This is a genomic window from Streptomyces sp. NPDC058459 (assembly GCF_042721685.1).
Lineage (GTDB): Bacteria > Actinomycetota > Actinomycetes > Streptomycetales > Streptomycetaceae > Streptomyces.
This window is the reverse complement of record NZ_JBHXLV010000284.1, coordinates 1-6,298: the sequence shown is the minus strand read 5'-3', so window position 1 is coordinate 6,298 and position 6,298 is coordinate 1. Positions and strand designations below refer to the sequence as shown.

At 72.9% G+C, this 6,298-nt stretch carries 4 protein-coding genes and 1 pseudogene; 2 read left to right on the top strand and 3 right to left on the bottom strand.

Going from position 1 to position 6,298, the window contains the following annotated elements:
• Positions 1–18: 18 nt before the first annotated feature.
• The gene (locus ACFWN1_RS30695) at positions 19–1,872 is read right to left on the bottom strand and encodes a M1 family aminopeptidase (protein WP_384369181.1); all 1,854 of its coding nucleotides are present in this window, start codon (positions 1,870–1,872) and stop codon (positions 19–21) included.
• A gap of 477 nt (positions 1,873–2,349) precedes the next feature.
• Between ACFWN1_RS30695 and ACFWN1_RS30690 the strand changes: the two genes are divergently transcribed.
• Complete coding sequence (locus tag ACFWN1_RS30690; protein WP_384369178.1) at positions 2,350–3,249, top strand: SGNH/GDSL hydrolase family protein; 900 nt, start codon at positions 2,350–2,352, stop codon at positions 3,247–3,249.
• Positions 3,250–3,273: 24 nt separating this feature from the next.
• On the opposite strand, the gene pgm is transcribed toward ACFWN1_RS30690, so the two are convergent.
• The gene (pgm, locus tag ACFWN1_RS30685; protein ID WP_384369175.1) at positions 3,274–4,914 is read right to left on the bottom strand and encodes a phosphoglucomutase (alpha-D-glucose-1,6-bisphosphate-dependent); all 1,641 of its coding nucleotides are present in this window, start codon (positions 4,912–4,914) and stop codon (positions 3,274–3,276) included.
• Between the two features lie 289 nt (positions 4,915–5,203).
• Here pgm and ACFWN1_RS30680 point away from each other — a divergent pair.
• Positions 5,204–5,461 (top strand): annotated as a pseudogene (locus tag ACFWN1_RS30680) (GNAT family N-acetyltransferase); the annotation flags it as partial.
• On the opposite strand, the gene ACFWN1_RS30675 reads toward ACFWN1_RS30680, so the two are convergent.
• Positions 5,437–6,231: an SDR family NAD(P)-dependent oxidoreductase gene (locus ACFWN1_RS30675; protein ID WP_384369172.1), complete on the bottom strand. Its 795-nt coding sequence runs from the start codon at positions 6,229–6,231 to the stop codon at positions 5,437–5,439. The pseudogene ACFWN1_RS30680 and the gene ACFWN1_RS30675 sit on opposite strands and share 25 nt — an antisense overlap.
• Positions 6,232–6,298 lie beyond the last annotated feature (67 nt).

Here is a 6,298-nt window from a genome sequence, read left to right as displayed (position 1 = left end):
GGCCGACGGCGGCCGGGGTCAGCCGTCGATGCGGTGCTGGGTCCAGAAGGAGGTGAGGTCGGTGCCGGTGGCGGCCTGGGCGGCGGCCTTGAACTCGGCGGTGGTGGAGACGCCGTACCAGTGGGCGGTGGCGTAGTCCTTCAGGAGCTTGGCCATCGCGGTGTCGCCGATGAGGCGGCGCAGGTCGTGCAGGGCGCACTTGCCGTAGCCGTAGACGACGGTGGAGTAGCGGGAGGAGTGGGCGTCCCAGTAGGCCATCGAGTTGGTGATCTTCTCGGCGCTGGAGGCCCAGGAGACACTGTTCCAGCAGCCGGAGCCGGTCTTGCCCTGGGCGAGGTCGGTGGCGTAGTCGGTGAAGGACTCGTCCAGCCAGGGGGTGTTGTACTCGTCGTCGCCGACGATGCCGTACCACCACTGGTGGGCGATCTCGTGGGTGAGGGCGTTGGTGCTGACCAGGTCGAGGACGAAGCCGGGGTACTCCATGCCGCCGAACCAGAAGTTGTTGTCGATGACCGCGTCCAGCTCCCCGTAGGGGTAGGCCCCGAAGCGGCCGGCGTGGGCGTCGACGGCGCTCTTGGCGGTGCTCAGCATCGACTGGGCGTCGGCGGAGCTGATGCCGGAGACGGAGTAGATGTTGACCGGGACCCCGCCGGGCGAGGTGCCGGAGATCTTGCTGAAGGGCCCGGCGGCCCAGGCGAAGTCACGCACCTTGGACGCGGTGGCCGTGGTGACCGTACGGCCGCTGCTGCCGGGGGTGTCGGTGGAGGCGCCGGTGGCCGGGACCAGCAGGCCACTGGGGTGGTCAAGGGTGACCTTGAAGTCGGCGGCGAGCGAGTAGAAGGACTCGCCGTTGTTGGTGTACGGGTCGAGGTGCCAGCCGGCGCCGTCGCGGACCGCGAGGACGGGCAGCGCGTTGCCGATGAGGCTGAACGCGCCGTCGTGGCCGAACCGGTCGGCGCCGTCGGGCACGGTGATGCCGAGGTCGAAGCCGATGGTGGCGCTCTGCCCCTGGGCGAGCGGGGCCGGCAGGGTGATCTTCAGCGCGGTGCAGGCCACGGAGAGGCCGCCCGCCGTGCCGCCGGTGACGTTGCTGACCTTGATGGGCGGGGCCGAGCAGGTGCCGTGGTAGTTGTCCCACAGCCGGAGGTAGACCTCGCCGAGCGCGGTGGCGGAGGCGTTGGTGAAGGTGGCGCTCTGGTGGCCGTTCCAGACGGTGCCCGTGCTGTCGCTGCTGAGGCTGACGGTGTAGGCGGGCGCGGCCGGGGTGCGCACGGAGTCGGCCGGGGGCGGGGTGGTGGTGCCCGAGGTGTCGAGCGCGATGTCGTCCAGGACGAAGCTGGTCTGGAGGCTGGAGTCCTCGGTGCCGGTGAAGGCGAGGTTCACGGTCTGGCCCGCGTACGAGGAGACGTCGATCGTCTCGCGGACGTAGCCGGAGGCCCGGTCGAGGTTGGAGTACGTGGCGAGCGTGGTGGAGCCGACCCTGGCCGTGAGCTTGTCGTAGGCCGTGGACGAGGTGGTCTCGGCGGTGTCGACGTGGAGGGAGAAGCTGAGCGTGGCGGTCGTGCAGCCGCCCGGCACGGTGACGCTCTGGGTGAGGGTGTCGGTGTGGGTGCGTCCGGTGCCGTCGAGCCAGGCGAACGCGGAGCCGCTGTGGGCGCTCTGGCCGGTACGGCTGGTGACGAGCCCGGAGGGGGACTCGGTCCAGGGTGAAGTGCCGCTCTCGAAGCCGCCGTTGAGGACCGACTGCGCGGGGGTGCACGCGGCGGCGGCCGAGGTCTCGGGCTGGGCGGCGATGGCGGGGAGGGAGAGGGCGATCAGGGCGACCGCGGTGAACACGCCGGTGGCGAGCGCCCGGTGGGGGGTGGGTCTCACACGCTACTCCTTTGGCGGCGGCCGGGGTTCCGGCCTGCTCGGTGGCCGGACCGGGCGGGGTGCGCCGGGGCGGCCGTGGGGGCGGGGCCTTGCGAGCACCGCGCCGCGCCCACGCGGGCGCGACTGCCGAAAGAGTGACAGATTTGACCAGTGCATGCCAGCCGGTTGGCCGGGGCTCCGGTGCCACCTGACGAGCGGCACCGGCGCCCGGCCGGATCGGGCGGTGCGCAGTTCCATGAAGACCGCGCGCAGCAGGGTGCCGTCCGGACCGGGCCATCCGGTCGCCACATGACCGGCCGCGCCCCCGGGACACGGTGTCAAAACCTCTGGAGTCTTCCGTACCACCGCTGGGACAACGGTGACCTGCGGTGCGGCAGTTGACATGGTCCGGCTTCTGGTCCCGGGGGGCGGCCCGGAGGTATACAAGGCCGGTCGAGGGCGCGGGAGCGCCGGGCCGAGTCCGAGGGGGCCGATCTCATGGTGCGTGGCGAAGTGACGGGAAGAGGACGCCTGCGAGTCGGGCTGGGCGCGATGCTGGGCGGGTGCGCCCTGGTCGCCGGTTCCGTGGCACCGGCGGCCGCGCAGCCGGCCGGCCACGGTACGCGGTACACGGCGCTCGGTGACTCCTACACCTCGGGCCCGCTGATACCGGCCCAGGCGGACGCCAACTGCGCCCGCTCGGACCGCAATTACCCCTCACTGGTGGCCGCCGGGCGCGGAGTGGGCACGTTCAGGGACGTCAGCTGTTCCGGGGCGACGACGGCCGAGATGTGGCGGGCGCAGGGCACCAACGGGCCCCAGCTGGACGCTGTGGACCGGGGCACCGGCCTGGTGACGGTGCAGATCGGCGGCAATGACGTCGGCTTCGGCTCGATCATCGCTACCTGCGCCCGGCTCGGCGCCACCGACCCGGCGGGCAACCCCTGCGAGCGCTCCTACCAGGCCGCCGGATACGACGAGTTGACGGCCGCGGCCGCCCGTACCGCGCCCAAGGTCGACCGGGTGCTGCGGGCCGTGCGCGCGCGGGCGCCGCACGCCCGGGTGCTGCTGGTCGGCTACCCGGACCTGCTGCCCGACGACGGCTCCGGCTGCTTCCCGTCCGTGCCGTTCGCGCGCGGTGATTTCCCGTATCTGCGCGACACCGGGAAGCGGGTCAACCTGATGCTGCGCCTGGTCGCGGCCTGGAACGGGGTGGGGTACGTCGACACGTACGGCCCCACGGTCGGGCACGACATGTGCAAGGCGCCCGGTGTGCGCTGGATCGAGCCGCTCCAGCCGGCCTCCCCCGCCGCGCCCGCGCATCCCAACGCGCAGGGCGAGGCGGCGATGGCGCGGGCGGTGCTGGACAGGCTGGACCGGGGACACGGCCGGCGCTGACCGGCCGCGCCCCCTGGCCGGGGCTCAGTCGCCGAGCGCCCCGAGGACGACGCCCTGGGCCTCCTCCTGCACCCGCGCGAGGTGGTCCGGGCCGAGGAACGACTCGGCGTACACCTTGTACACGTCCTCGGTGCCCGAGGGGCGGGCGGCGAACCAGGCGTTGGCGGTGGTGACCTTGATGCCGCCGATGGGGGCGCCGTTGCCGGGCGCCTCGGTGAGGACGGCGGTGACCTCCTCGCCGGCCAGGGTGTCGGCGGTGACCTGGGCCGGGGACAGCTTGGCGAGCAGCGCCTTCTGCTCCCGGGTCGCCGGGGCGTCGATGCGGGCGTAGGCGGGCTCGCCGAAGCGCGCGGTGAGCCCGGCGTAGTGCTCGGACGGGGTGCGGCCGGTGACGGCGGTGATCTCGGAGGCGAGGAGGGCGAGGAGGATGCCGTCCTTGTCGGTGGTCCACACCGAGCCGTCGCGGCGCAGGAAGGAGGCGCCCGCCGACTCCTCGCCGCCGAAGCCGAGGTCGCCGCTGAGCAGTCCGTCCACGAACCACTTGAAGCCGACCGGCACCTCGACCAGCCTGCGGCCCAGGTCCCCGGCGACCCGGTCGATCATCGTGGAGGAGACCAGGGTCTTGCCGATGCCGGTCGCCTCGGGCCACTGGTCGCGGTGACGGTAGAGGTAGTCGATGGCGACGGCGAGGTAGTGGTTGGGGTTCATCAGGCCGGCGTCCGGGGTGACGATGCCGTGCCGGTCGGCGTCGGCGTCGTTGCCGGTGGAGAGGGCGAACCGGTCGCGCTGCTCGATGAGCGAGGCCATCGCGTACGGGGAGGAGCAGTCCATGCGAATCTTGCCGTCCCAGTCCAGCGTCATGAAGCGCCAGGTGGGGTCGGCGTGCGGGTTGACCACGGTCAGGTCGATGCCGTGCTCGTCGGCGATCCGGCCCCAGTAGCCGACGGAGGCGCCGCCGAGCGGGTCGGCGCCGATGCGTAGCCCGGAATCCCGGATCGCGGCCAGGTCCAGCACGCTGGGCAGGTCGCGGACGTAGGCGCCGAGAAAGTCGTACCGGCCGGTGGTGTCGGCGGCGAGCGCGCGGGCGTAGGGGATGCGGCGTACGTCCTTGAGGCCGCCGGCGATGATCTGGTTGGCGCGGTCCTGGATCCAGGAGGTGGCGTCGGAGGGGGCGGGGCCGCCGCTCGGGGGGTTGTACTTGAAGCCGCCGTCGGCGGGCGGGTTGTGCGAGGGGGTCACGACGACGCCGTCCGCGAGGCCGCTCGTGCGGTCCCGGTTGTGGGCGAGGATGGCGTGCGAGACGGCCGGGGTCGGGGTGTAGCCGTCCTCGCTGTCGATGAGCACGGTGACGCCGCCCGCGGCGAACACCTCCAGCGCGGTGACCCGCGCGGGCTCGGACAGGGCGTGGGTGTCGGCGCCGAGGAACAGCGGGCCGTCGATGCCCTGAGCGGTGCGGTACTCGCAGATCGCCTGGCTGGTGGCGGCGATGTGGTCCTCGTTGAACGCCGCCGCCAGGGACGAGCCCCGGTGTCCCGAGGTGCCGAAGGCGACCCGCTGGGCCGGGTCGTCCAGGTCGGGATGCAGCGCGTAGTACGCCGTGACCAGGCGGGCCACATCGACAAGGTCCTCGGGACCGGCCGGACGGCCGGCTCGCTCGTGCGCCATGGGTCCGCTCCTCCGTATCAGTGGTTTTCGAACGCTCGGGGCCATTTTGGCTTGTCAGGGGCCCTACGGGCGAATGGACCCACCCGCTCCGCCGTTTCGCTCCCCCGGCGCGGAGCCCGCGTCCGGGTTCATCTGCCCAACCGGGCTGATGTGCAAGCATGGTGGGGACGCGAGGGGCCGGAGGGGGAAGCGTGATAAGCGGGGATGCCGTGCTGCCGCGGCCCTGGCGGGCGGCGGACGCGGCGGAACTGGTGCTGGTGCGGCGGGGTGACACGGCACTGCGGCGCTCTACTGGACGGCCGCGCGGGCGCGGGGCCGGGGCGTGGCCCCGCGCGCGCTGACGGCGTTGACCGGGTGGGCGTTCGCCAGGGGGCTGACCCGGCTGGAGCCGCTGCACCAGTTGGACAACACGGCGTCCTGCCGGGTCGCCCTCAAGTGCGGCTACGAGCGGACCGGGGTGGTGCCCGCCGCGCCGCCCGAGTATCCCCTCGACGGGTGCCTGCACGCGCGCCGTCAGGACGGTCAGGGCAGGATCGCGTCGACGTAACCGCCGTCCACGCGCAGGGCTCCCCCGGTGGTGGCCGACGCCTGGGGGGAGCTGAGGTAGACGACCATGTTGGCGATCTCCTCGGGCTCGATCAGCCGCTGGATCAGGGACTGCGGGCGGTGCTCGCGCATGAAGACCCGCTGGGCCTCGTCCCAGGGCAGGTCCTTGTCCACGAGTTCGTGGACGAAGTCCTCGACGCCCGCGGTGTGGGTGGGGCCCGCGATGACGGAGTTGACGGTGACGCCGGTGCCCGCCGCCTTCTTGGCGAAGCCCCGGCCGACCGCGAGAAGGGCGGTCTTCGACATGCCGTACTGGATCATCTCGGCCGGGATGACGACGGCCGAGTCGCTGGCGATGTAGAGCACGCGGCCCCAGCCCCGGCCGGTCATGCCGGGGAGGTGGAGCCGGGTCAGCCGGACGGCGGCGAGGACGTTGACCTCGAAGTAGCGCCGCCACTCGTCGTCGGTGAGTTCCAGCGGGTCGGCGGTGCCGAAGACGCCGAGGTTGTTGACGAGGATGTCCACCTGGGGCAGCTCGCGCAGCAACCGCTGGGCGCCCTCCTCGGTGGCCACGTCGGCGGCGGCCGCGAGGAACTCGGCGTCCGGAGCCTGCTCGGCGAACTCGGCGACGGCGGCGGAGACGCGCTCCTTGTCGCGGCCGTTGACGGCCACCCGGGCTCCGGCGCGGGCGAGGCCCAGGGCGATGGCGGCGCCGATGCCCTGGGTGGAGCCGGTGACCAGTGCGGTGCGTCCGCTCAGATCGAGGTGCATGGGGCGGGTTTTCCTTCCGGTGCGGGTGCGGCGGCTGCGCCCAGTGTGCGGGGGCGGGGCGTGACGG

Excerpts from the sequence above, each read along its gene's own strand:
- ACFWN1_RS30675 (WP_384369172.1), bottom strand. The coding sequence starts at position 6,231 with ATGCACCTCGATCTGAGCGGACGCACCGCACTGGTCACCGGCTCCACC.
- pgm (WP_384369175.1), bottom strand. The coding sequence starts at position 4,914 with ATGGCGCACGAGCGAGCCGGCCGTCCGGCCGGTCCCGAGGACCTTGTC.
- ACFWN1_RS30690 (WP_384369178.1), top strand. The coding sequence starts at position 2,350 with ATGGTGCGTGGCGAAGTGACGGGAAGAGGACGCCTGCGAGTCGGGCTG.